Consider the following 22,820-nt stretch of genomic DNA (forward strand, 5'->3'; position numbering starts at 1 on the left):
GACTCGAACGCCGAATCGCCGGCGTCGGGCAGGCTGTCGAGGAACACCGTGGCTTCCGCGGCGGCCGTGGGGCCGGGCACCGGCGCGCGCGCGGGCGCCGGCGCCGGAACCGGCACGGGGGCCGGCGCGACGGTGCGGCGCGCCACGGTGGTGGGTGCCGGCGGTGCCTCCATCAGCGGCAGGGCCGCGGCCATCGGCTGCGGCATCGACAGGCCCGACATCGGCGCCGGAACGGACGTGATGTCGATCATCGGCACGGCGACGCCCGCACCGCGGCGGTCGGCGGGCTCCACCCAGTTGTCCCCCAGCTCGGCACGGAAGTCGAACTGCTCCATGCCTTCGGGCGGCACGGCCATTTCCATGACCGCCAGGAATTCGTCGATGCTCTGAGGCCGGTCCTGGGGCTGCAGGGCCAGTGCCTGCGAGATCGCGGCGATGAAGGGCGGCGAATACTCGACGCCGAACTGCTTGCGCACCGTGCGGGCCACCCGCGGGAACGGCACCATCCGGTCGCGGATCGCGCGCAGCGTCGCCGGCAGCGGGGTGTCGTTGCAGAGGCAGCCGTGCACCACCGCACCCACCGAGTACAGATCGCTCCACGGTCCCTGCCGCAGGTCGTTGCCTTCGTCGTTGTACTGCTCGATCGGGGCGTAGTTGACCTTGAGCACGGCCGTCAGCCGGTGCGAGTGGTCGGTGATGGCATGGCGGGCGGCGCCCAGGTCCAGCAGCACGGGGGCGCCCGTGTCCTGCAGGAAGATGTTGTCGGGCGAGATGTCGCGGTGCAGCGTGTGGCCGTCGTGCAGCACGCGCAGCGCCCCGAGGATGGACCAGAGCACCTTGCGCAGCCAGGCCTCCGGCGGCGGCGTGCGCATGTGGGCGCGCGCCTGCTTGAGCGTCATGCCGCCGTAGAGCGGCATGACCATGTAGGCGGTCTGGTTCGCCTCCCAGAAGCGGAACACCTTCACCAGGGAGGGATGGTCGAACTGCGCCAGCAGCCGCGCCTCGGCGACGAAGGATGCCAGCCCGGCCTGGAACGACTGCTCGTGCGACGAGGAGCGCACCCAGAGCGACTGGCCCTGCGCCCGGGCGGCGAGCGCCGTGGGCATGTATTCCTTGATCGCGACGAACCTGCGCAGCGAATGGTCGAACGCCTTGTAGACCATGCCGAAGCCACCGACGCCGAGCAGCGAGATCACCTCGAATTCGCCCAGGCGGGAGCCCGACGGCAGGGCGTCCACGTGGTGCGCGTCGCTCTGGATTTCGGTGGCGGAGGTGGGAACGGACATAGGAGGAGGCAAGAATCCAGGAGGCCGGCCGCCCGCGAGACAGGCGGCGCGAAGGCGGCAATGGCCGCCATCATGCAGCAAGCCGGCCCCGGACGGTGGACAAAGCGCGTTCCGGACGGCCCCGCGGGGTGGCATCGCCCGGCAGGCTGGTTACCATCGGGGCCTATGTTCAGCTATCGCCACGCCTTCCATGCGGGCAACCATGCCGACGTGCTCAAGCACACGGTATTGATCGCCATCCTGCAACACCTGACGCAGAAAGACGCCGCGCTCGCCGTATTGGACACCCATGCGGGTGCCGGTCTCTTCCGCCTGGACGGCGACTACGCGGCCACCAGCGGCGAGGCGGCCGACGGCATCCTGCGCCTGCTGCCCGCCGCGCTGCCGAAAGGCACCGAACTCGCGCCCGCGCTGCAGGCCTATGTCGATCTGGTGCAGGCATTCAACAGCGGCTCCACCGCCAAGGTGTACCCGGGCTCGCCGTTCATCGCCCACCGGCTGCTGCGCGGGCACGACCGGCTGAAGCTGTTCGAGCTGCATCCCACGGACATGCGTTCGCTGGCCGGCAACATCGCCCAGCTCGACGCGGGCCGCCAGGTGGCGGTGCTGCACGAGGACGGCTTCGAAGGCATCCGCAAGTTCCTGCCGCCGCCTTCGCGGCGCGGGCTGGTGCTGTGCGACCCGAGCTACGAGATCAAGACCGACTACGGCCGGGTGCTGGACATGCTCACGGAAGCGCTCAGGCGCTTCGCCACGGGCACCTACGCCGTGTGGTATCCCATCATTCCCCGGCCCGAGGCGCACGATCTGCCGCGGCGCATGAAGACGCTCGCCACCCGCGCGGGCAAGCCCTGGCTGCACGCCACGCTCACCGTGAAATCCAGCCGCATCACGACGGACACGGACGGCACGCAGCGGCGGCCGGGCCTGCCCGCCAGCGGCATGTTCGTGATCAACCCGCCCCACACGCTGAAGGCCGCGCTCAAGCCCGCCCTGCCCCAGATGGCGGAGCTGCTGGCGCAGGACCCGCAGCACGCGGCGCACAGCCTCGAATCGGGCGGCTGAGCCGCAGCGCCCTCACCCCCCCCGACGCACCGCCAAGGCAGTGCGTCTCACACGGAGCCGGCAAAAAGTCTTTTGAGGAGACGGCTTCGGTCAGTCTCCCGACGCCCTCATGGAATCCGCACCGGGGCACGGCACATCCGGGTCGGTGGGAGCCAGGGTGATGGCGACCGGCTTGATGCCCAGGCCCAGCAGGCCCAGGGACTGGGCGGCGGCCCGGCTCAGGTCCAGGATGCGGTTCTGGGAATGCGGGCCGCGGTCGTTGATGCGCACCTGCACCGCCCGGCCGGTGACGAGGCTGCGCACGCACACCCGGGTGCCGAAGGGCAGCGTGCGGTGCGCCGCCGTGAAATCGTTCATGTCGAAACGCTCGCCGCTCGCCGTGCGGCGGGCGTGGAAGCGCGCGCCGTACCAGGACGCCATGCCTTCCTCGCCGAAATCTCCGAGTTCGCTGCCGAGGTCCAGGCCCAGGCCCGAGGCGCGGCCGTCCTTCGCGCCCTTGGCCTCCTCCGGTTCCGTCTCCGGCGCAGGCGATGGCGACGGCATCGCCGGCGCGGGCTCGCGCAGCGCGGCCGGGGTGTCCGGATCGGTCAGGGGAACGGCGGGCCGGGGCGCCCGCAATGCCGGCCGGGGAGGCCGCGCGGGGGCGGGAGCGTGCGCCTGTCCGGGTGCGGAGGATGCGGCGGCCGGTGCATCGCCGCCGGCCTCGGAGGCGGAATCGGACGCCGGCGCGACCGCGCATGCAGCGATCGCCCCGCACAGCAGGACCGTCGACAGCCCCAGCAGGGCCCGGGGCATTTCAGCGCTGGCAGCGCGTTGCAGAAACCTCTTCAAAACGCTTCGAATCCTTTTTTTCGGCATCGGCGCAGGCCCGCCGGGGGGCTGCCGGCGGGTGGGCCGGCGGCAGCGCATGCCACGGCACGGCCGTGCAGGAAGGCGCCATGTTACCCAACCCGGCCGGCGCACCGCACGGCCCGTGCGGCGCGTTCCGGCCCGTCACAGGCCCAGGCGGCGGCAGAGTTCCAGGATCGTGGCGCTCTGGTTCATGGTGTAGAAGTGCAGTGACGGCACGCCGCCCGCGCGCAGGCGCTCGCACAGGTCCGCCACCACGTCGAGGCCGAAGGCCCGGATGCTCGCCGTGTCGTCCCCGAAGGCCTGCAGCCGCAGCCGGATCCAGCGCGGGATCTCCGCGCCGCAGGCATCGGAGAAGCGCATGAGCTGGGTCGATCCCATGATCGGCATGATGCCGGGAATGACCGGCACGTCCAGGCCCTGGGCGCGCACGTCGTCCAGGAAGCGCCAGTACGCATCGGCATTGAAGAAGTACTGCGTGATCGCCGAATCCGCCCCGGCGCGCACCTTGGCCGAGAAGGCCTGCAGGTCGGCGTCGGCGGAGCGGGCCTGGGGATGCACCTCGGGATAGGCCGCCACCTCGATGTGGAAATCCTGGCCCGTTTCCTCGCGGATGAAGGCCACCAGATCGCTCGCGTAATGGAACTCGCCGCCCGCGCCGTAGCCGCTCGGCAGGTCGCCCCGCAGCGCCACCAGGCGCGACACGCCCATGGCCTTGAGCTGCGCGAGCTGCGCGCGCACGCTCTCGCGCGTGGCGCCGATGCAGGAGAAGTGGCATGCGGCCTGCACGCCCTCGGCGAGGATCTCGCGCACCGTGCCGAACGTGCCCTCCTGGGTGGAGCCGCCCGCGCCGTAGGTGACCGAGCAGAACTCCGGCCGGCGCTCGTAGAGCTGCCGGCGCACGGCCCGCAGCTTCCCGGCGCCCTCGGGCGTCTTCGGCGGGAAGAATTCGAAGCTGACCGGAAGCGATCCCGTGTCCGTGGAAAGGCTCATGCCTTCCTCCTTGCATGAATGAAGAATTCGCGGTTGCCGTCGCCGCCGTCGATCGGGCTGTCGTGCCAGCCGGCCACGTCCAGGCCCAGCGCCGTGCAGCACTCGCGCAGGCGCTGTTCCACCTGGGCGTAGAGGGCCGGATCGCGCACGATGCCGCCCTTGCCCACCTGGCCGGGCTGCAGCTCGAATTGCGGTTTGACCAGCATCAGCAGCTCGCCATCCGCCTGGAGCAGCGGCACCACCGCCGGCAGGATCAGCGTGAGCGAGATGAAGGACACATCGCCGGTGACGAGGTCGAATTCAGGCGTGACGTCCACGTCCTCGCGCCCCGCGCGGCGGCGCAGCTCGGTGGGCAGCGCACCCTCGGCACGCGCGCGCGCCCTGGCCTCGCGCTCGGCCTTGAAGGCCTCCACCTCGTGCTCCTTGGCGTCGTCGCTGTCGTCGTATTCGTCGTCCACCTGGCCGCCGTTGCGCATCCAGGCATAGGGCGCCTCGGGCTGGGTCTCGTTGTCGTCCGGGTCGCGCTCCACGCGCTCGGACAGGGCTTCCTCGCAGGCCTCGCGCAGCGATTCGGCGGTCACGGAACGGGCGTTCAGCCCCTCCACGCCCACCACGCGCGGATCGTCCCGCAGCCGCTCGTGCAGCTGGCCATGGCCCACGTCCACGCCGATCACCTGCGCCGCACCGTGCTGCAGCAGGCAGTCGGTGAACCCGCCCGTGCTCTGCCCCACGTCGAGGCAGCGCAGACCGGCCACCTGCAGGCCGGTGGCACGCAGCGCGCCCTCCAGCTTCAGGCCGCCGCGCGACAGGTACCGCGCCTCGGCGCCGTCCAGCAGCTCGACCTCGGCGATCGCCGGAATGTCGTCGCCGTTCTTCGCCACCTTCGTCCACGGCAGGCTGGCCGCCAGCCGCCACTGCACGCCGGCCGCGATCAACCGCTGGGCCTGCGACCGCGTGGCCGCATGGCCGTGCTCCACCAAAAACACATCCGCGCGCATCAGCGCCTTCCTCTCCAACAGGGCGGGCCGCACACGCGGCCCGCCACATTTCCAATCGATTGCAGGGCGGCGGACAGACCCGCGCCGGCACCGTGGCCGCACCTTGCTGCACGGCCTGGCATGCGTTACCGCATCCGGTGACTGCGCCCAGACCCATTCTCCGAACGCTACCTGCCGCGCTCAACCGGCAGCCCACGCGGTCCTGAGCGCCTCGTCATTCGCCAGGGCACTCGCACGCCCCAAGCCAGCAGACGCCGCGGAACCGGCTCCGCCGGGCCGCTGGCGTCGTCCCCCCTCCAAGGCGCGAAGCGCCGCCAGAGAGGGGGGAAGGCGCGCAGCGCCTCAGGAGGGAGTGCTCAATACCGATACGTATCGGCCTTGTACGGGCCTTCCTTCTTCACGCCGATGTAGGCGGCCTGCGCGTCGGTCAGCTCGGTGAGCTGGGCGCCGACCTTCTTCAGGTGCAGGCGCGCGACCTTCTCGTCCAGCACCTTCGGCAGCACGTACACCTTGCCGGCCTGGTAGGCGTCGGGCTTGGTGAACAGTTCGATCTGCGCGATGGTCTGGTTGGCGAAGGAGCTGGACATCACGAAGCTCGGGTGGCCCGTGGCGCAGCCCAGGTTCACGAGGCGGCCCTTGGCCAGCAGGGTGATGCGCTTGCCGTCCGGGAAGATCACGTGATCGACCTGGGGCTTCACTTCCTCCCACTGGTACTTCTCGATCGAGGCGACGTCGATCTCGTTGTCGAAGTGGCCGATGTTGCAGACGATGGACTCGTTCTTCATCGCCACCATGTGCTCGTGGCGGATCACGTCCTTGTTGCCGGTGGTGGTCACGAAGATGTCGGCCTTGTCGGCGGCGTATTCCATGGTCACGACCTTGTAGCCTTCCATCGCGGCCTGCAGGGCGTTGATCGGATCGATCTCGGTCACCCACACCTGGGCGCGCAGGGCGGCCAGGGCCTGGGCGCAGCCCTTGCCCACGTCGCCGTAGCCGGCCACCAGGGCCACCTTGCCAGCGATCATCACGTCGGTCGCGCGCTTGATGCCGTCCACCAGCGACTCACGGCAGCCGTAGAGGTTGTCGAACTTCGACTTGGTGACCGAGTCGTTCACGTTGATCGCGCGGAACAGCAGCGTGCCCTTAGCGGACATCTCGTTCAGGCGGTGCACGCCGGTCGTCGTTTCTTCCGTCACGCCGATGATCTCGGCCGACTTGCGGCTGTACCAGGTCGGGTCTTCTGCCAGCTTCTTGCGGATGGCCGCGAACAGGATGCGCTCTTCCTCGCTGGCGCCGTTGCCGGCGACCAGGGAGGCGTCCTTCTCGGCGCGCTGGCCCAGGTGCATCAGCAGCGTGGCGTCGCCGCCGTCGTCCAGAATCATGTTCGGGCCTTCGCCCTTGGAGCCCTTGGGTCCGAAGTCGAAGATGCGGTGGGTGTAGTCCCAGTAGTCTTCCAGCGATTCGCCCTTGATGGCGAACACCGGCGTGCCGCCCGCGGCAATAGCTGCGGCGGCATGGTCCTGCGTGGAGAAGATGTTGCAGGAGGCCCAGCGCACGTCGGCGCCCAGTTCCTTCAGCGTCTCGATCAGCACGGCCGTCTGGATGGTCATGTGCAGCGAGCCAGTGATGCGCGCGCCCTTCAGGGGCTGCGCGGCCGCGAATTCCTCGCGGATGGCCATCAGGCCGGGCATTTCGGTCTCGGCGATCTTGATTTCCTTGCGGCCCCAGTCGGCCAGGGAAATGTCGGCGATGGCCAGATCGGCCGGGGTCTTGAGAACTGCGCTCATGGTTTTCTCCGTGAAGGGAAGCAAAAACCACGCGTTCGAGGGGAATGCATCACTCACCGCACCGGACAGCGTGGGTGAGCGTCGTTGCAATGGGATTATTCCGAGCCTCGCGCCCCCGCCCGGCGGGCGTGGGAACGCTGCAACGCTCCTCGGAAGGCGGCAATTATAAAACCAAGCAGCCAAAACCCGTGGGAGCGCCCATCCAGCGCCGGTCGGTTCCTTCCGCCCGTCCTTGGGGGGGTGCGACGCCCGCAAGCCAGGGCTGTAACTTTTCGTTGTAGGACGGCAGGACGGATTGAGGCAAGATAACGGCCTGCGCAAAGACCGGCAGCAGGCCGTGTCCCCCCGCCCCCTCCCGGGTTTCTCGCCCGGCAGGATTTCGTCCGCAGGCCCCGCGCCCCCGACGCCCGATCTCCCGATGCCCCACTCTTCCAGGACTTCCAACTTCGATACGCTGCGCATTGGCGCGGCCCTCGCCGTCATCTTCAGCCACCACTTCCACATCGCCCGCGCGGCTCCGCCGCACTGGCTCCATTCCGACATGGTGGGCGGCGTGGCCGTGATGACGTTCTTCACCATCAGCGGCTACCTCGTGACGCTGAGCTGGCTGCGCCATCCCGACACCGTGGCGTTTCTCTGGAAGCGCCTGCTGCGCATCTGGCCCGGCGTGCTGCTCGCGGTGATCACCAACATCTTCCTGTTCGGGCTCGCATTCACGTCGCTGGATGCCGCGGAGTTCCTCCGGCATCCGGAGACGCTCACCTACTACCAGAACCTGCTGCTCTACCGGGAGTACGTGAACCTGCCCGGCGTGTTCGAGGGCAACCCGGTGCGGCAGGTCATGAACGGGCCGTTGTGGACCATTCCCATGGAGACGCTCTGCTACGCCGTCCTGGCCGGACTCGGTGCCTTGGGCGTCCTGCGGTCCCGCGTTCTCGCGACCGTGGCATGCCTGGGCTACATCGCGTTCTTCCTGACCACCCAGAACGCCGACTTCACCGGCACCATGCGGCACTGGTTCGAATACCCCGCCTATTTCGCCTGCGGCGCACTGATCGCGCTGCACCGCGGCGTTTTCCTCGCCCGGGCGCAGCAGTGGCTGTGCATGCTCGCGCCCATCGGCGTGCTGCTGTTCTTCGGGCTCGAGCTCGAGCATTCGGCCGGCCTGCTCATCCTGCCCCCGCTGCTCATCTATCTGGGAACCCGGCAAGGCGGCGGCTTGCCCTTCCTGCGGCGTGCGGGAGACCCTTCCTTCGGCATCTACCTCTTCGGCTTTCCCATCGCCCAGGCCGTCGAGGCCACCTGGCCGGAACTGGACTTCACCACAAGCCTGCTGCTCACCTGCGCGCTTTCGATCGCGGCCGGATATGCATCGTGGCACCTGCTCGAATCCAGGGTATTGCGGCTCAAGAGCTGGCTCGGCGAAGGCAACGCGCTGCGCACGGCCTGACGCGGGCCTGTCCGTTCGGGATGGCGGCCATCTAGAATCGCGGGTTTGCCGCGCCGCGGGGCACGTCCCTGCCCGCGGCCGCGCCCCAGGCTTTCCGGCCGCATGCCGGCGCCCGGCACTCCCGCGGGAGCTGCCGCGTTTCCCGACAGGACTCAGACGACATGGCCACCGCCACCCCTTACGCCCCGCAAGTCGGGGTCCGCCGCACCTTCGCCATCATCTCCCACCCGGATGCGGGCAAGACCACGCTCACGGAAAAGCTGCTGCTGTTCTCGGGCGCGATCCAGATCGCCGGGGCCGTGAAGGGCCGCAAGGCGAGCCGCCACGCCACCTCCGACTGGATGGAGATCGAAAAGCAGCGCGGCATCTCGGTGGCTTCCTCGGTCATGCAGATGGCCTACCGCGACCACGTGGTGAACCTGCTCGACACCCCCGGCCACAAGGACTTCTCGGAAGACACCTACCGCGTGCTCACGGCCGTGGACTCCGCGCTCATGGTGATCGACGCGGCCAACGGCGTCGAATCGCAGACGCGGCGGCTGATCGAGGTCTGCCGCCAGCGCGACACCCCCATCATCACCTTCGTCAACAAGATGGACCGCGAAGTGCGCGAGCCCCTCGACATCCTCGACGAAGTGGAGCGCGAACTCGGCATGCCCTGCGTGCCCATGACCTGGCCCGTGGGCCAGGGCAAGAGCTTCGGCGGCATCATCAACCTGCGCACGCAGGCGATGACGGTGTTCGAATCGGGCAGCGAACGCCGTCCGCAGGACTTCGAGACCATCCCGCTCAGCGACGCCGACGCCCTGCGCGCGCGCTTCGGCGCCACCTTCGACGAAGCCATCGAGAGCATGGAACTGGCCGTGGGCGCCTCCCCGGCGTGGGACCACGAGGCCTTCCTCGCGGGCAAGCAGACGCCGGTGTTCTTCGGCTCCGGCGTGAACAACTTCGGCGTGATGGAAGTGCTCGATGCGCTGGTCGACCTGGCGCCCCCGCCGCGCCCGCGCACCAGCAGCCTCGTGGTCAACAAGCAGCCCGTCGAGAAGACCGTGCTGCCGGAAGAGTCCGGCTTCGCGGGCGTGGTGTTCAAGGTGCAGGCCAACATGGACGCCAACCACCGCGACCGCATCGCCTTCGTGCGCGTGGCGTCGGGCAAGTACACGCCGGGCATGAAGCTGCGCGTGCAGCGCACCGCCAAGGAGCTGCGCCCCACCAGCGTGGTGACCTTCATGAGCCAGCGGCGCGAGGCCGTGGAAGAGGCCTATGCGGGCGACATCATCGGCTTCACGACGCACGGCGGCGTGCAGCTGGGCGATACCATCACCGACGGCGCCAGCCTGCAGTTCACCGGCCTGCCCTTCTTCGCGCCCGAGATGTTCATGACGGTGGTGCTGAAGAACCCGCTGCGCACCAAGCAGCTGCAGCAGGGCCTCGCCCAGCTCGGCGAGGAAGGCGCGATCCAGGTCTTCAAGCCCGACGCCGGCGGCAACATGCTGCTGGGCGCCGTGGGCCAGCTGCAGTTCGAAGTGGTGCAGCACCGCCTGAAGGCCGAGTACGACTGCGACGTGCGCCTGGAGAACTGCCAGTACACCGGTGCGCGCTGGATCACGGCGGACACGCCGGCCGAGCTGCGCGCCTTCACCGACGCCTACCCGCTGCGCATGGCGCACGACGCGGCCGACACGCTGGCCTACCTGTGCACCAGCCCCTACGACGTGCGGCTGGCGCAGGAGCGGTTCCCGAAGATCCACTTCCATCCGCTGCGCGAGCACGCGGGACTGGCACTGCAGGCCGCCGGCTGAGCGGATTGCAGCCCATGGCCGCTCGCCCCATGCCCGCAGCGTGTGCCGCCCAAACGGTGCGCCCGCACGGGGCGTGGGCGCCGTTCCTGGCGATCGGGGGCGCCCTGGCCGCGGTCTACGGCCTGTGGCTGCTGGCCTTCTGGCCGGGCATCCTCGGCGAAGACAGTGTCGCGATCCTGCACGAAGTGGAGCAGGAGGGCCCGTTCCGCTCGGGCAAGACGGTGTTCTGGTACTACCTGGTGCGGTGGCTCTACGGCACCACGGGCCGGGTGGAAGTGCCGGTGGCGGTGCTGATGCTGCTGTGCGCGGTCATTTTCGCGCGCATGCTGGCATGGTGCTGGAGCGCGGGCCTGCGCAAGACCTGCCTCGCGGGGCTGGTCTTCGTGGCCCTGGCCCCGCACATGACCGCCTTCGCGGGCACCCTCTACCCCGACGCCGTCTTCGCCGTGGCCGCGTGCGGCCTGCTGTTCGAGCTGTGGCTGGCCGTGCGCCGGCGGCACATGGGCGGCGCGTCCCTCGCGATGGTGGCGCTCGCGCTGCCGTTCGCGGTGTTCACCCGGCCCAACGGGCTCGTGTTCCTGCTGCCGGCGCTCGCCGCGCTCGCATTCGTGCCCGGCCGCGCTCGCTGGCTGCTCGGCGCCGTGATCGCCCTCTGGTGCGCGCTGATGGCCGCGGCGCACCGCGCGCACCCGTCGCAGGCCCAGGAAGCCGTCTATCCCATGGTGGTGTTCGAGACGGTGAACTTCCTGCGCCCGCACGCGATGAACGATCTGTGGACACGGTTCGCGCACATGAACGACCCCTGGGTGCTGGACGAACCGAGGATCTCGGCAGCCACCCTGGACGCACTGCGCCGGCACCGGCCTGCCGAGTCGATGGTGGCCTATTCCGATCCGGCGTACTGGGACATGCTCGTCTTCCATCCCGACGGGCCGCAGGTGGGCGGCATACCGGAGGCCGACCGCCGCACGCTGGTGCGCGAATTCTTCCGCTACAACCTCTGGCACAACCTCCCCGAGTTCCTCGGCAGCCGCATGACGGTGTTCATGACGGCGGCGCTCGCCCAGGGGGGCTTTCCCGCCGTGACCTACGCCGCCCACGTGCTGCCCCGCACCCGGTCCGTCTCCACCTACCGGCGGTTCGACGTGCAGGAGCTGGAGCGCGGCTTCATCGGCGCGCAGAAGGCGAGCTACCGCTGGCGCTGGCTCCTCTGGACGCCCTGGGCGGGTTTCGCGCTGCTGGCCTGGGCCCTGGTGCGCGGCGTGCGGCGGCGCGAGGCCGCGCTGCTCATCGTGGCCCTGCCGATGGCGCTACAGTGCGGTGCGATCTTCCTGCTCTCCTCCGCGGGCGAGTACCGCTATTTGCTGCCCTTTTTCGTGCTGCCGCTGGTGCTGCTTCCCGCCCTGGCGCTGCGGCACGAAGCGCCAGCGCCCTGAATAGTTTTCCTGTTGCATCCCTTCGCCCCATGTCGCTGCTACTCACATCCCTCACGCTCCTGTGCGTGTTCGGCATCTCCGTCGGACAGCTGCTGTTCAAGAAGGCGGCCATGCAGCTGCCGCCGCAGCCCGTGCTCACCGACTGGCTGTTCAACGGCTGGCTCATCGTCGCGCTGGCGCTGTACGGCATCACCACGCTGCTGTGGATCTGGGTGCTGCGCAGCGCGCCGCTGCACCTGGCCTATCCCTTCATGGGCCTGGCCTTCCTGATCGTTCCGACCATGGGCTGGCTGTTCCTCGGCGAGCCACTGCATCTGCAGACCTTCATCGGCGGCGCGCTGATCCTGGCGGGCATCGCCGTGGCGGGGAGGGCCGCCGCATGACGCAGGCACGCCCCATGGCCATCGCGGTGGCGATCCCCTGCTACAAGGTGACCCAGCACGTGCTGGAAGTGATCCGCACGGTGCCGGCGTCCGTGGCCCGCATCTACGCGGTGGACGATGCCTGCCCCGAGGGCAGCGGGGCCTTCATCCAGGCGCACTGCACCGACCCCCGCGTGCGCGTGCTGTTCAATCCGGAGAACCGCGGCGTCGGCGGCGCCGTCGTCACGGCCTATCATCAGGCGATCGCCGACGGCATGGACATCGTCGTGAAGATCGACGGCGACGGGCAGATGAACCCCGCCCTGCTGCCGCACTTCGTGCGCCCGATCCTGGCCGGCCGTGCCGACTACACCAAGGGCAACCGCTTCTTCCGGCCCGAATCGGTGCGCGGCATGCCGCCGGTGCGCCTCTTCGGCAACGCGGTGCTGTCGTTCATGACCAAACTGAGCTGCGGCTACTGGACGATCATGGACCCGACCAATGGCTACACCGCCATCCACACCGCCGTGCTGCGCGAACTGCCGCTCGACAAGCTCGAGCGCCGCTACTTCTTCGAGACGGACGTGCTGTTCCGCCTCAACACGCTGCGCGCCGTGGTGCGCGACGTGCCGATGGACTCCGTCTACGCCGACGAGGAATCGAACCTCAAGATCGGCAAGGTGCTGCCCGAATTCCTGAAGAAGCACGCGTCGCGCCTGCTGCGCCGCTACGCCTACAGCTACTTCGTGCGCGACTTCAACGCGGGATCGATCTACAGCATCTTCGGCTTCCTGCTCCTGGCCTGGGGCGTGATCTTCGGCGCCGGCCATTGGATCACCAGCGTGCTGGGCGACCATCCCGCCACCAGCGGCACGGTCATGCTGGCCGCGCTGCCCGTGCTGATCGGCATCCAGTTCCTGGTGGCCTTCCTGCACCACGACGTGGGCAGCGTGCCGACCGAGCCGCTCAGCCCCCAGCTCGCCGACGACGGAGACCTGCCCGCCGCGGCCCCGGAGCTCCTGCGATGAGCGCGGGCACGGCAGGCACCCGCATACCGCAGCACGGCGCGCCCATGACGGCCCCCTGGGTGTTCTGGGGCCTGGTCGTACCGATGGTGATCTACGCGGTGCGCATGCTCGAAGTGCTGGTGCAGACCGCGATACCGTTCGACTCCGTCTACACCTACCTGCCGCTGGCCCGCCAGGTGATGGAAGACGCCTCGCGCGCCTTCTCCAGCCCCGACGCCTACAAGGTGGCGCCGGGCGCCGTCGTCTACATGGCCCTCGCGGGGGCGGACCCGGTCACCATCAAGATGGCGAACCTCGCCATCTCGCTGACGGCGCTGGCCCTGACGTTCGATGCCGCGCGCCGCATCGGCGGGCGGGTGGCGGCCGTGGCGGCCGGCTGGCTGTACGTCCTTCCCCACATGCTGGTGGAAGCCGGCGCGACGCTGCTGGGCGAATCGCCCTTCGTCTTCCTGGTCGCGCTCTGGCTGTGGGCATCGAGCTGCGCGGCGCAAGCCCGCACCGGGCCGCGTGCCCGCGCATGGCACGCAGGGGCGGTGGTGCTCGCCGGCCTGGCCCTGGCCGCCGCGACGCTCACCCGCGCCACCTACATGTACTGGCTGCCCTTCGCGGCCGTGGTGTTCTGCCTCGCCGCGTGGCGCCTCAAGGCACCTCACCGCGGGGCGGCGCTGCGCATCGCCGCGATCCACCTGATCGCGGTCGTGCTCGTGGGTGCCTACATCGTGCGGCAGAACGACACCTTCGGGCGGCCCATGGTCGCCACCGGCAGCGGCGCCGCCCTGTACTTCGGCAGCAATCCCGTCCTGTCCGGCTACGAGCCGCCCTTCTTCGGCCTGGCGCACGACGAAGGCACCGTGGTGGGCGGCCTGGGACACCTCTCGATGGAGGGCGACAAGCGGCTGATGGCGGTCGCCAAGACCATGCTGCGCGACCTCCCCACCGGCGAGCTGCTGCAGATGTACGTCCGCAAGCTGGGCGCCGTACTGTTCTTCAGCCGGGCGCATCTGGACCGGCACGTGCTGAACGACCGCGCCTGGCGGATCGCGCTGGTGCTGCTGGCGCTGCTGGGCGTGTGGGGCGCGCGGCGCCATCCCATGGGCTGGATGGTGGCCGGTGCCGCCGCCTACCAGTGCGCCGTGCACGTTCCGGTGCTCTACAACCCGCGCTACAGCATCAGCGCGCTGGACGTGCTGTTCGTGCTGCTGGCGGCGCAGGGCGTGGCCTGGGCATGGAGCCGCCCGCGGCGCGGCGCCGTGCTGGCCGGCACCGTGGCGGCCATCGTGGCCGGCATCGCCGTCGGCGTGTACCACCAGCGGCACAGCAGCGCCCTGCTGCCCGACTTCAGCCTGATCCCGCCCCAGGAGATCGCGGTGGCCGACAGCAGCCAGCTGCATGCCGAGGGCTGGGACGGCGATCCGCTGCAGGGCCCGGCCCGCATGACGGCGGACTCCGCCACCGTGGAATGGGACGCGGACAAGCCGCTGCCCCAGGACATCATCAGCATGGTGCACCTGGGCATGCCCCGCTTCGAAGGCAAGTGCAGCTACGCGTGGCTGATCCTGCGCGGAGCCGGGGGCGCCGAACGGTCCACGCGGATCCGCCTGGGCGGCCTGCAGCAGGGGCAAGACATCAACTGGGGCATGCACCACGTCATGCTGCCCGAGAGCGGCCCGCGCCAGATCCAGCTGCGCTTCGAGTGCGCGCCGGGCACGCTGATGCAGTTCAGCGGCATGGGCCTGTACCAGGCCAGCCCCGGCCGCCACTACCTGCAGCGGGCCCTGGCGCAGTAGGAAGCCGGCGGCGATGGCAGGCCTGTGGCCTCTCCCTCCCGGCGCCGTGGCGCCAGGCCCCTGGCCCCGCTTCCGCGCCGGCCTGCTGGCGGCCGCGGCGGCCCTGCCGGGACTGTCCCTGGCGGCCGATCCGCCGGCTGCGGGCGGCGGCCCGCCGGCGCGCCCGCCGCTGGTCGTGGCGCCCACCATCGTCGGCATGGAGGTCTGCGACGAGGCCGCGGCGGACCCCGCCGTCACCGACTTCGAAGCGGCGGCCGCACGCTGCCGGCAGCTCGGGCGCACCGGAGCGCGGGCCGTGCGCGACCTGCTGGACACGCTCGAACCCGGAGGCCCCGCCGGCGATGTGCAGGTCGGCTTCACGGCGACGCTGCAGCTGCTCGGCCTCCACCACCGCACGCCGCGGGGCTGGGAGATCGACCCGGCCCGCGTGGATGCCTTCCTGCGCCTGATCACCGACGTGCCCCGGCCGGTCGTCGTCTACCTCGCGGCCAACCATTTCGACGCCGTGGGTCCGCTCACCCGCGAACTGTCCGCAGACCCGCGCAATCTCCTGCAGCTGCCGGACGGGCGCTCGCCCGTCGTGGAGTATTTCGGCAACCGGGTCGTGCCCTATACGCTGCTGACGGACCCCTCCATTCCCGTCAACCGGTACCGGTTCGAAGCGCTGCGCTACGTGGCGCAGCGCCTGCAGGCACTGCCTGCCGCCGTGCGGAACCGCATCGTGGCGGTGACGCTGGCCGGCGAGGTGCACCAGATGTTCCCGGATTTCGAGAACGGCATGGGCGACCACGCGGCGCAGGTGACCACCGACTACAGCCCCGCATCGGTCGAAGGGTTCCGCGCCTTCCTGGCCAAGCGGTACGGAAGCCTGCAGGCCCTCAACGCGCAACTCGGATCGGCCTTCACCTCTTTTCCTGAAATTCAGGCCCCGGCCCGGGATGCGCGCAGCGATGCCGCCATCCCCGTGTTCCAGCACTACGACGCGTCGGCTGCCGGCTCGCTGGCGGTGTCGGGCTGGCTGTGGGACCCGGAGGGGCGCATCGACGGGCTGGACCTGTACCTCGATGCCCGCTACCTCGGCCCCATTCCGCGAGGGTTCAACCGCCTGGACGTCTACCGCACCGTGCAGGCCGTCGACTCGCCGAACGTGGGATTCCGCGCGGACCTCGATCACCATGCGCTGCCGCCGGGCAGGCACCTGGCGCAGATCGTGGCGCGCGTGGGCCCGGCGCGCCTGCGCATGTTCGACGTGCCGTTCACCGTGCTGCCGCGCGACCGCGGGCCGGTGGCATCGCGCCGCCCGCCGGCCGTCTTCGGCATGCAGGGCATGGAGGCGCTCCCCGGGGTGCAGATGAGCCTCGACCTGCCCACGGCCAGTGCATCCGGCACCGCCGTGCTGTTCAATCCGCTGGCCCGCGACTGGAACGATTACCGCGCCGCGCAGGTCGTGCAGTGGCTCAAGGCCTTCCATGCCATCGCGCGGGAAGCGGGGCTGCCGGCCGACAAACTCTATTCCCACCAGATCCTTCCCGGTGTGAATTCGTCCTGGAATCCGCAGCTGTTCGCGGCCGACGCCACCTTCGGGCGTTCCATGCCCTGGAAGCACGGCATCAACCTGTACGGCGGCGCCACGCAGAGCGGCTGGGTCCGGCAGTTCTTCGCCGCCGAGGGCATCCAGGCGTACGGTGTGCCCGAGTTCCACCCCCAGCAGTGGAAAAAGGACGGCGTCGCACTGTCCGCGCTGGAGTTCCAGCGCGCCCGCGGCGCCCGCTTCGTCAGCCCCTATTTCTTTTCCGTCATCCCCGAGCGCTTGAAGAAGAACACCGGGCAGGGCATCGACCGCATGGAGCTGTCGCCCGCCAATCCCCGGGACGGTTCCGACCGTTTCTACCGCGCCCTCATCGAGTTCGCCCGCCACTGATGCATCCCCTGCCCTCCCCTGCCGACACCGACCTGCTGCCGCTCACCCTCTGGCAACCGCCTGCCGACCTGGTCGGCGTGTTCACCGACATCGACGACACCCTCACCACCGACGGCGCCATCACTCCCGATGCGCTGGACGCCCTGCACGCGCTGCGGCGCGCAGGGCTGGCCGTGGTGCCCGTCACGGGGCGGCCCGCCGGCTGGAGCGAACCGTTCGCCGCCTCGTGGCCCGTGGACGCGATCGTGGCCGAGAACGGCGCCGTGGCGATGGTGCGGCAGCCCGAAGCGCCGCTGCAGCGCACGGGACCCGCGGCGCAATCCGACGCGGTGCGGGTGCACCCGATGGGCCCCGGAGGCCCCGTGCTGGCCAAGATCTACCAGCAGGACGCCGCCACGCGCGCCGCGCAGTACGCGCGCATGCAGGAGGTGCTCGCCGGCATCGAGCGGGACATTCCCGGCGCCCGCCGCGCCACGGACTCGGCCGGCCGCGAATGCGACATCGCCATCGACCACAGCGAATTCGTGCAATTGCCGCAGCCGGCCATCGACGCCGTCGTGCAGCGCATGCGCGCCGAAGGCATGCACGCCACCGTGAGCAGCATCCACGTCAACGGCTGGTACGGCGAGCACGACAAGCTCGCGGGCGCCCGCTGGATCGTGCGCGCCCTCTTCGGGCGCATGCTCGACGCGGAGATCGGCCGCTGGGTGTACGTGGGCGATTCCACCAACGACCAGAAGATGTTCGAAGCCTTCCCGCACAGCGTGGGCGTGGCCAATATCGCGCGCTTCGTGCCGCACCTCGCGCACCGGCCACGCTACGTCGCGCAGGGCGAGCGCGGGGCCGGCTTCGCCGAGGTGGCCCGGGCCATCCTGCAACGGCAGCGCTGACACACGGGCCGGCGGCGCACGCGGCCGCGCAGCGCCGCGGCACCACCGTGCCGCGGCGCTGCCGCTTCAGGACGGCTTGGCCAGGCCGAGCTTCTCGATGATCGCCTTCTCGCGCAAGTAGGTGTCCTGGGCGAACTGGCGGTAGGCGGCCGTGTCCATGTAGATCGGCACCATGTCGTAGCGCGCCAGCGCGGCGCGGTAGTTCTCCTGGTCCATCGCGGTCTTGAAGGCGTCGTGCAGCCGGCGGACCACGTCCGCGGGCGTGCCCTTCGGCGCGCCGATGCCGAACGGCGAGTTCTGCACGATGTCGACCCCCAGCTCCCGCAGCGTGGGCGCGTCGGGGAACTTGGCGAGCCGCTCGGCGCCCCAGGTGTTGAGCACGCGCAGCTTGCCGGCCTCCACCTGCGGGGCGAAACCCGTGGAGTCCGCCGCCGCCATGAGCTGCCCGCCCATGATCGCCTGCATCAGGTCCGCGCTGCCCTTGTAGGGCACGTGCAGCAGCTGCAGGCCCTGCTGCTGGGCCACGCGCTCCATCGTGAGGTGCGGGCTCGTCAGGGCGCCCGTGGAGCCGTAGCTGAGCTTGCCGGGGTTGGCCTTGGCGTAGGCGACGAAATCCGCCCAGGTCTTGAATGGCGAGTCGGCCGGAACCACCACGCCGAAGGCGTAGCCCGTCACGTTGATCACATAGCTGATGTCCTTGACCGGATCCCAGTTGATCTTGGTCGTATAGGGCATGCGGAACACGCCGAGCGGGATCTGCGCGACGGTGTAGCCGTCGGCCGGGGACGACTGCAGCATCTGCGCGGGCAGCGTGCCGCCCGCGCCGGGCTTGTTGTCGATGACCACCGGCTGGCCGAGCACGCGCGAGGCGTTCTCCGCCAGCACCCGCATCGTGATGTCGGTGGGGCCGCCGGCGGGGAAGGCGACGACCAGCTTGATCGGCCGGGACGGAAAGCCCTGGCCTTGTGCCCGGGCCGAGAGGGCGGGCGCCAGGGCGGCGGCTGCGCCCCACTGGATCCAACGACGTCGCTGCATGTACGGAACTCCTGGTGAAAACGAAAAGGAAAAGTTCTGTCCATTGCAACGCGATGCGGCGAACGTGACCACGCCGCAAACCCTGACGCGTTGTCGCACGCGCGTCACCTCACGAGCGGGCATCGCCGTCCTGCGTACCCTCGCGCAGCGCCGTCACCTGCAGCGGCGGTGCATCGCACCCCTGCCCGGCCGCGATCCAGCGCCGCGCCAGCCGCGCGAGCCCCCGCAGCAGCCAGCGGTTGCGCCAGCCCGTCACCCCGGCGGGGTCGGCGACCATGCCGCAGACGTAGCGGCCGGCCTGCGGGCCGGCCGCCGGGCGCGCAACCCCAGCCGCTTCGGGCGCCTCGGACCCTTCGCCAGCTCCATCGGCGGTCGCCCCACCCGCCCTGTCCGCACCCGGCAACCACCGCAGTGCCACGCAGGCACCATGGCGGCGCCGTGACACCAGCATGCCCAGGGGGCAGGGCTCGGCCAGGCAGCACAGCCCGCAGCCGTTGCAGGGCTGGCCCATGGCCGGTTGCGCCGGCGCGTCGCCATGCCAGAAGACCACGTGCTCCCGCGGACCCGGTCCTTCCTGTCGTGCTTCCGGAGCGCGCGGCAGGCGGTCTGGCGGTGATGGCGGTGCCGGCGTGGGCATGGGTGGCGAACAGCGGGAAACGGGATGGATGGAGAACGGCGTCTGGAGTCCAGGGCCAGGGGCCAACGAGGCAGGGTAATGCACCCCCAAAGAAAAAGGCGCCCGAAGGCGCCTTCCGTCGATGCGCCAGGAGGCGCCGTCCCGCGGCAGGAAGCCGATGCTCCCGCCACGGCGCCCCGCACCTCAGTGCTGCAGGATCTTGTTGAGGAAGTCCTTGGTGCGCGGCTGGCGTGCATCGGGGTTGCCGAAGAAGTCCTCCTTCGTGCAGTCCTCCAGGATCTTGCCGCCCACGTCCATGAAGATCACGCGGTGGCCCACCTTGCGGGCGAAGCCCATTTCGTGGGTCACGCACATCATGGTCATGCCCTCGTTGGCCAGGCTCACCATCACGTCCAGCACCTCGCCGACCATTTCCGGGTCGAGCGCCGAGGTGGGCTCGTCGAAGAGCATCACGATCGGGTCCATCGACAGCGCGCGCGCGATGGCCACGCGCTGCTGCTGGCCGCCGGAGAGCTGGCCCGGGAACTTGTCCTTGTGCGCCGACAGGCCCACGCGGTCGAGCATCTTCAGGCCGCGCTGCTTCGCCTCGTCGGCACGGCGGCCGAGCACCTTGACCTGCGCGATCGTAAGGTTCTCGGTCACCGACAGGTGCGGGAACAGCTCGAAGTGCTGGAACACCATGCCGACCTGGCTGCGCAGCTTCGGCAGGTTGGTCTTCGGGTCGTGGATGGCGACGCCGTTCACGTAGATCTCGCCCTTCTGGATCGGCTCCAGCGCATTGATGGTCTTGATCAGCGTGGACTTGCCCGAACCCGACGGGCCGCACACGACCACCACCTCGCCCTTGCGGATGCTGGTGGAGCAGTCGTTCAGCACCTGGAAGCTGCCGTACCACTTGGAAACGTTCTTGAGTTCAATCATTTGCTTTATTCCTCACTCACTTGCCGGCCCGGTTCAGCGGATGATGGCGATCTTGCGGTGCAGGCGCTTCACGAACCACGAAAGCGCGAAGCACATGATGAAGTACACCACCGCGGCCAGCAGGTAGGCCTCGATGGGACGGCCGTAGTTCTTGCCCGCGGTCTCGAAGCCCTTGAGCATGTCGTAGGCGCCGATGGCATACACGAGCGACGTGTCCTGGAACAGGATGATGGTCTGCGTGAGCAGCACCGGCAGCATGTTGCGGAAGGCCTGCGGCAGGATCACGAGCTTCATGTTCTGCCCGTAGGTCATGCCCAGCGCCTGCCCCGCGAACACCTGGCCGCGCGAGATCGACTGGATGCCCGCGCGCATGATTTCGCTGAAGTAGGCCGCCTCGAACGCGATGAAGGTGATCACCGCCGACATCTCGGCGCCGATCGGCTTGCCCACGATGAACGGCACCAGCAGGAAGAACCACAGGATCACCATCACCAGCGGAACGCTGCGCATGCCGTTGACGTAGATGGTGGCGGGCACGTCCAGCCACTTGCGGCCCGACAGGCGCATCAGCGCGAGCACGGTGCCGAACAGGATGCCGCCGATCGTCGCGACGATGGTGAGCGTGATGCTGAAGTAGAACCCCTTCAGCACGAACTTGCTGATGATGTCCCAGTTGTAGAAGGAAAAGTCGAGATTCATCATGTCAGTGGCCTCCCGAACCGCCGGTGGCGATGAAGCCCGGCACGCGTGAGCGCTTCTCGATGAAGGCCATGATGCGGTTGATGGCGAACGCCGAGATCACGTAGAGGCCCGTCACCGCCAGGTAGATCTCGATGCCGCGCGAGGTCTCTTCCTGCGCCTGCATCGCGAACATCGTGAGTTCCGTCACCGACACGGCGAAGGCCACGGACGAGTTCTTGAAGATGTTCATCGTCTCGCTCGTGAGCGGCGGGATGATGATGCGGAAGGCCATGGGCAGCAGCACGTAGCGGTAGTACTGCACCGTCGTGAAGCCCAGCGCCATGCCCGCATAGCGCTGCCCGCGCGGCAGCGCCTGGATGCCCGAGCGCACCTGCTCGGCGATCCGTGCGGACGTGAAGAACCCGAGCGCCAGCACCACCAGGATGAAGCCCGACACGCTCTTCAGTGCAGGGAAGATGGCCGGCACCACGTGGTACCACAGGAAGATCTGCACCAGCAGCGGGATGTTGCGGAACAGCTCCACCCATGCGTTGCCGAAGCCGACCAGAAACTTGTTGTCCGGCAGCGTGCGGATCGTGCCGATGACCGACCCCGCGACGAGCGCGATCACCAGCGCCAGCAGGGCCACCGACACGGTCCAGCCCCAGGCCGAGAGCATCCACTGCAGGTAGGTCGGGTATTCACCCCCCGGGTCCTGCAGGAAGACCTGCCAATCCCAATTCGATCCCATGGGAATTCCTTCTCAAATCGTCTTACGTCCTGAAATCCGGCGACGGTCCGCCCACCCTCGCGGGGCGACAAACAAACGCCCACCGGGGAGGTGGGCGTTCGCAGGGGGCGGACACGTCCGTGCGCATCAATCCTTCAGCGTGTACTCTTCCATGGGCTTGTCGTTGGGATTCGCCCAGGCGGCCTTGGTCGCGTCGCTGGCAGGCAGGCCGATCTTCACATTGTTCGGCGGGATGGGCTGCATGAACCACTTGTCGTAGAGCTTCGCCATCTCGCCCGACTTCATCATGCCCTTCAGGCTGTCGTCCACGGCCTTCTTGAAGGCCGGGTCGTCCTTGCGAATCATGATCGCGATCGGCTCGACGCTCAGCGTCTCGCCGACGATCTTGAAGTCGTTGGGGGCCTTGGACTTGGCGATGTTGGCGGCCAGGATGGAGCCATCCATGATGAAGGCGTCGGCGCGGCCGGACTCCAGCAGCAGGAAGCTGTCGGAGTGGTCCTTGCCGAAGACTTCCTTGAACGTCAGGCCGTCGGCGCGCTTGTTCTTGCGCAGGGTCTGCACCGAGGTGGTGCCCGTGGTCGTGGCGATGGTCTTGCCGTTCAGGTCCTTGATGCCGGTGATGCCGGAATTGGCCTTGGTGGCGATGCGCACTTCTTCCACATAGGTGGTCACGGCGAAGGCCACGTCCTTCTGGCGGGCCTGGTTGTTGGTAGTGGAGCCGCACTCGATGTCCACCGTGCCGTTCTGCACCAGCGGAATGCGGTTCTGCGACGTCACGGGCTGGTACTTGGTCTCCAGCTTGGCGAGGCCGAGCTGCTTTTGCACATCCGAGATCACGTGGGCGCACACGTCGTAGTGGAAGCCGGTGTACTTGCCGTCGCCCAGCGTGTAGGAGAGACCGGACGACTCGCGCACGCCTTCGGTGATGGTGCCGGACGCCTTGATCTTGGCGAGCGTGTCGTTCGCCTGGGCGCACGCGCCGCCTGCGGCGAGGGCCATCACGGCAACTGCCAACAATTGTTTCTTCATCACGATCTCCTTAGCTTATGGATACAGAGGGAAGGGGCCATTCTAGATAGACGCCTGCAAGGCAATCGCGGTTGCAGGGAATATCCCGGATGGGGGAAACGCGTGGGCCGCA

At 69.1% G+C, this 22,820-nt stretch carries 20 protein-coding genes and 1 riboswitch; of the genes, 9 read left to right on the forward strand and 11 right to left on the reverse strand.

All coding sequences use genetic code 11. From position 1 onward, the window contains the following. On the reverse strand, positions 1 to 1,286 hold a 1,286-nt coding region (locus tag Q9R47_RS12910), incomplete at its 3' end, for a serine/threonine-protein kinase (RefSeq protein WP_311233603.1). A gap of 165 nt (positions 1,287 to 1,451) precedes the next feature. Between Q9R47_RS12910 and Q9R47_RS12915 the strand changes: the two genes are divergently transcribed. Further along, the gene (locus Q9R47_RS12915) at positions 1,452 to 2,351 is read left to right on the forward strand and encodes a 23S rRNA (adenine(2030)-N(6))-methyltransferase RlmJ (RefSeq protein WP_311233604.1); all 900 of its coding nucleotides are present in this window, start codon (positions 1,452 to 1,454) and stop codon (positions 2,349 to 2,351) included. A 90-nt stretch (positions 2,352 to 2,441) separates the two neighbouring features. On the opposite strand, the gene Q9R47_RS12920 is transcribed toward Q9R47_RS12915, so the two are convergent. From Q9R47_RS12920 to ahcY, 4 genes are all read right to left on the reverse strand, one after another. After that, positions 2,442 to 3,146, reverse strand: coding sequence for a septal ring lytic transglycosylase RlpA family protein (locus Q9R47_RS12920; RefSeq protein ID WP_311233605.1), 705 nt, complete (start codon positions 3,144 to 3,146; stop codon positions 2,442 to 2,444). A 198-nt stretch (positions 3,147 to 3,344) separates the two neighbouring features. Beyond that, positions 3,345 to 4,193 carry a methylenetetrahydrofolate reductase [NAD(P)H] gene (gene metF, locus Q9R47_RS12925; RefSeq protein WP_311233606.1) on the reverse strand — a complete coding sequence of 283 codons (849 nt, stop codon included), beginning with the start codon at positions 4,191 to 4,193 and terminating at the stop codon, positions 3,345 to 3,347. Next, positions 4,190 to 5,191 carry a TlyA family RNA methyltransferase gene (locus Q9R47_RS12930; protein WP_311233607.1) on the reverse strand — a complete coding sequence of 334 codons (1,002 nt, stop codon included), beginning with the start codon at positions 5,189 to 5,191 and terminating at the stop codon, positions 4,190 to 4,192. Before Q9R47_RS12930 ends, metF begins: the two co-directional genes overlap by 4 nt. Before the next feature lie 356 nt (positions 5,192 to 5,547). Beyond that, positions 5,548 to 6,978 (reverse strand): adenosylhomocysteinase, encoded by a 1,431-nt coding sequence (gene ahcY, locus Q9R47_RS12935; RefSeq protein WP_311233608.1) that lies wholly within the window; start codon positions 6,976 to 6,978, stop codon positions 5,548 to 5,550. A 69-nt stretch (positions 6,979 to 7,047) separates the two neighbouring features. Continuing rightward, positions 7,048 to 7,135, reverse strand: a riboswitch (S-adenosyl-L-homocysteine riboswitch). Positions 7,136 to 7,396: 261 nt separating this feature from the next. On the opposite strand from ahcY, the gene Q9R47_RS12940 reads away from it, so the two are divergent. The 8 genes from Q9R47_RS12940 (at position 7,397) to Q9R47_RS12975 (ending at position 17,654) form a co-directional block, all read left to right on the forward strand. Then, the gene (locus Q9R47_RS12940; RefSeq protein WP_311233609.1) at positions 7,397 to 8,428 is read left to right on the forward strand and encodes an acyltransferase; all 1,032 of its coding nucleotides are present in this window, start codon (positions 7,397 to 7,399) and stop codon (positions 8,426 to 8,428) included. A 161-nt stretch (positions 8,429 to 8,589) separates the two neighbouring features. Further along, positions 8,590 to 10,230 carry a peptide chain release factor 3 gene (locus Q9R47_RS12945; protein ID WP_311233610.1) on the forward strand — a complete coding sequence of 547 codons (1,641 nt, stop codon included), beginning with the start codon at positions 8,590 to 8,592 and terminating at the stop codon, positions 10,228 to 10,230. 14 nt (positions 10,231 to 10,244) lie between these two features. Continuing rightward, complete coding sequence (locus Q9R47_RS12950) at positions 10,245 to 11,666, forward strand: hypothetical protein (RefSeq protein WP_311233611.1); 1,422 nt, start codon at positions 10,245 to 10,247, stop codon at positions 11,664 to 11,666. Between the two features lie 29 nt (positions 11,667 to 11,695). Further along, positions 11,696 to 12,049 carry an EamA family transporter gene (locus tag Q9R47_RS12955; protein ID WP_311233612.1) on the forward strand — a complete coding sequence of 118 codons (354 nt, stop codon included), beginning with the start codon at positions 11,696 to 11,698 and terminating at the stop codon, positions 12,047 to 12,049. Continuing rightward, the gene (locus tag Q9R47_RS12960) at positions 12,046 to 13,056 is read left to right on the forward strand and encodes a glycosyltransferase family 2 protein (RefSeq protein ID WP_311233613.1); all 1,011 of its coding nucleotides are present in this window, start codon (positions 12,046 to 12,048) and stop codon (positions 13,054 to 13,056) included. The genes Q9R47_RS12955 and Q9R47_RS12960 overlap by 4 nt, the downstream gene beginning before the upstream one ends. Next, on the forward strand, positions 13,053 to 14,843 hold the full coding sequence (locus Q9R47_RS12965; protein ID WP_311233614.1) for a glycosyltransferase family 39 protein: 1,791 nt from the start codon (positions 13,053 to 13,055) through the stop codon (positions 14,841 to 14,843). The genes Q9R47_RS12960 and Q9R47_RS12965 overlap by 4 nt, the downstream gene beginning before the upstream one ends. Positions 14,844 to 14,889: 46 nt before the next feature. Continuing rightward, on the forward strand, positions 14,890 to 16,764 hold the full coding sequence (locus Q9R47_RS12970; RefSeq protein ID WP_311233615.1) for a hypothetical protein: 1,875 nt from the start codon (positions 14,890 to 14,892) through the stop codon (positions 16,762 to 16,764). Then, complete coding sequence (locus Q9R47_RS12975) at positions 16,764 to 17,654, forward strand: HAD hydrolase family protein (protein WP_311233616.1); 891 nt, start codon at positions 16,764 to 16,766, stop codon at positions 17,652 to 17,654. The genes Q9R47_RS12970 and Q9R47_RS12975 overlap by 1 nt, the downstream gene beginning before the upstream one ends. 66 nt (positions 17,655 to 17,720) lie before the next feature. On the opposite strand, the gene Q9R47_RS12980 is transcribed toward Q9R47_RS12975, so the two are convergent. The 6 genes from Q9R47_RS12980 to Q9R47_RS13005 form a co-directional block, all read right to left on the reverse strand. Continuing rightward, positions 17,721 to 18,689, reverse strand: coding sequence for a tripartite tricarboxylate transporter substrate binding protein (locus Q9R47_RS12980; protein ID WP_311233617.1), 969 nt, complete (start codon positions 18,687 to 18,689; stop codon positions 17,721 to 17,723). A gap of 109 nt (positions 18,690 to 18,798) precedes the next feature. Next, positions 18,799 to 19,200: a hypothetical protein gene (locus tag Q9R47_RS12985; protein ID WP_311233771.1), complete on the reverse strand. Its 402-nt coding sequence runs from the start codon at positions 19,198 to 19,200 to the stop codon at positions 18,799 to 18,801. Positions 19,201 to 19,509: 309 nt separating this feature from the next. Continuing rightward, the gene (locus Q9R47_RS12990; RefSeq protein WP_311233618.1) at positions 19,510 to 20,247 is read right to left on the reverse strand and encodes an amino acid ABC transporter ATP-binding protein; all 738 of its coding nucleotides are present in this window, start codon (positions 20,245 to 20,247) and stop codon (positions 19,510 to 19,512) included. A 33-nt stretch (positions 20,248 to 20,280) separates the two neighbouring features. Next, positions 20,281 to 20,949: an amino acid ABC transporter permease gene (locus Q9R47_RS12995; RefSeq protein WP_311233619.1), complete on the reverse strand. Its 669-nt coding sequence runs from the start codon at positions 20,947 to 20,949 to the stop codon at positions 20,281 to 20,283. Between the two features lies 1 nt (position 20,950). Further along, positions 20,951 to 21,679, reverse strand: coding sequence for an amino acid ABC transporter permease (locus Q9R47_RS13000; protein WP_311233620.1), 729 nt, complete (start codon positions 21,677 to 21,679; stop codon positions 20,951 to 20,953). Between the two features lie 126 nt (positions 21,680 to 21,805). Beyond that, entirely contained in the window at positions 21,806 to 22,708 is a 903-nt protein-coding gene (locus tag Q9R47_RS13005; protein ID WP_311233621.1) for an amino acid ABC transporter substrate-binding protein, read from the reverse strand. Between the last annotated feature and the right edge of the window lie 112 nt (positions 22,709 to 22,820).

It is taken from the genome of Acidovorax sp. PRC11 (assembly GCF_031844105.1).
Taxonomy (GTDB): Bacteria; Pseudomonadota; Gammaproteobacteria; order Burkholderiales; family Burkholderiaceae_C; genus Paracidovorax.

What these genes read in the sequence shown, in the direction of transcription:
- Q9R47_RS12915 (WP_311233604.1), top strand. Translation starts at nt 1,452, where the DNA reads ATGTTCAGCTATCGCCACGCCTTCCATGCGGGCAACCATGCCGACGTG.
- Q9R47_RS12920 (WP_311233605.1), bottom strand. Translation starts at nt 3,146, where the DNA reads ATGCCCCGGGCCCTGCTGGGGCTGTCGACGGTCCTGCTGTGCGGGGCG.
- metF (WP_311233606.1), bottom strand. Translation starts at nt 4,193, where the DNA reads ATGAGCCTTTCCACGGACACGGGATCGCTTCCGGTCAGCTTCGAATTC.
- Q9R47_RS12930 (WP_311233607.1), bottom strand. Translation starts at nt 5,191, where the DNA reads ATGCGCGCGGATGTGTTTTTGGTGGAGCACGGCCATGCGGCCACGCGG.
- ahcY (WP_311233608.1), bottom strand. Translation starts at nt 6,978, where the DNA reads ATGAGCGCAGTTCTCAAGACCCCGGCCGATCTGGCCATCGCCGACATT.
- Q9R47_RS12940 (WP_311233609.1), top strand. Translation starts at nt 7,397, where the DNA reads ATGCCCCACTCTTCCAGGACTTCCAACTTCGATACGCTGCGCATTGGC.
- Q9R47_RS12945 (WP_311233610.1), top strand. Translation starts at nt 8,590, where the DNA reads ATGGCCACCGCCACCCCTTACGCCCCGCAAGTCGGGGTCCGCCGCACC.
- Q9R47_RS12950 (WP_311233611.1), top strand. Translation starts at nt 10,245, where the DNA reads ATGGCCGCTCGCCCCATGCCCGCAGCGTGTGCCGCCCAAACGGTGCGC.
- Q9R47_RS12955 (WP_311233612.1), top strand. Translation starts at nt 11,696, where the DNA reads ATGTCGCTGCTACTCACATCCCTCACGCTCCTGTGCGTGTTCGGCATC.
- Q9R47_RS12960 (WP_311233613.1), top strand. Translation starts at nt 12,046, where the DNA reads ATGACGCAGGCACGCCCCATGGCCATCGCGGTGGCGATCCCCTGCTAC.
- Q9R47_RS12965 (WP_311233614.1), top strand. Translation starts at nt 13,053, where the DNA reads ATGAGCGCGGGCACGGCAGGCACCCGCATACCGCAGCACGGCGCGCCC.
- Q9R47_RS12975 (WP_311233616.1), top strand. Translation starts at nt 16,764, where the DNA reads ATGCATCCCCTGCCCTCCCCTGCCGACACCGACCTGCTGCCGCTCACC.
- Q9R47_RS12980 (WP_311233617.1), bottom strand. Translation starts at nt 18,689, where the DNA reads ATGCAGCGACGTCGTTGGATCCAGTGGGGCGCAGCCGCCGCCCTGGCG.
- Q9R47_RS12985 (WP_311233771.1), bottom strand. Translation starts at nt 19,200, where the DNA reads ATGGGCCAGCCCTGCAACGGCTGCGGGCTGTGCTGCCTGGCCGAGCCC.
- Q9R47_RS12990 (WP_311233618.1), bottom strand. Translation starts at nt 20,247, where the DNA reads ATGATTGAACTCAAGAACGTTTCCAAGTGGTACGGCAGCTTCCAGGTG.
- Q9R47_RS12995 (WP_311233619.1), bottom strand. Translation starts at nt 20,949, where the DNA reads ATGATGAATCTCGACTTTTCCTTCTACAACTGGGACATCATCAGCAAG.
- Q9R47_RS13000 (WP_311233620.1), bottom strand. Translation starts at nt 21,679, where the DNA reads ATGGGATCGAATTGGGATTGGCAGGTCTTCCTGCAGGACCCGGGGGGT.
- Q9R47_RS13005 (WP_311233621.1), bottom strand. Translation starts at nt 22,708, where the DNA reads ATGAAGAAACAATTGTTGGCAGTTGCCGTGATGGCCCTCGCCGCAGGC.